This window comes from Maribacter sp. TH_r10 (genome assembly GCF_033101095.1).
Classification (GTDB): domain Bacteria; phylum Bacteroidota; class Bacteroidia; order Flavobacteriales; family Flavobacteriaceae; genus Maribacter_A; species Maribacter_A luteus.
The window spans coordinates 1-420 of sequence record NZ_JAWMPY010000046.1; the positions used below are offsets into that span (position 1 = coordinate 1).

1 pseudogene is annotated in these 420 nt (G+C 53.3%); it reads left to right on the forward strand.

Features of this window, described 5'->3' with window-relative positions:
* Positions 1 to 420 (forward strand): annotated as a pseudogene (locus tag R3X28_RS19395) (gliding motility-associated C-terminal domain-containing protein); the annotation flags it as partial.

Genomic DNA, 420 nt, shown 5'->3' on the forward strand with positions numbered 1-420 from the left:
GAACGACGGATTGAACTCTGCCTATCCCGATGGCCTTGACCCAGTGAACACGGACGGTGAGGACGAGCAGGATTATCTGGATACGGACAGTGACAACGACCTTGTCCCTGACAACAACGAGGGTAACGACTTCGACTACGATGGCATCCCGAACCAGAACTATACGGGTAATGACACTGACGGTGATGGTCTTGATGACGGTTACGAAGGTAGTGATGTCAACGATGGCTTCGATGTAAACGATGAGATAAACGATCCTGCGAACGACCTACCGGATACGGATGGCACGGAGGACGTGAACTATAGGGACCTTGACGATGACGGTGACGGCATCGACACCCCGGATGAGGATGCCGATGGAAATGGCGACCCAACCAATGACGACACAGACGGTGACGGTACACCGGATTACCTTGATCC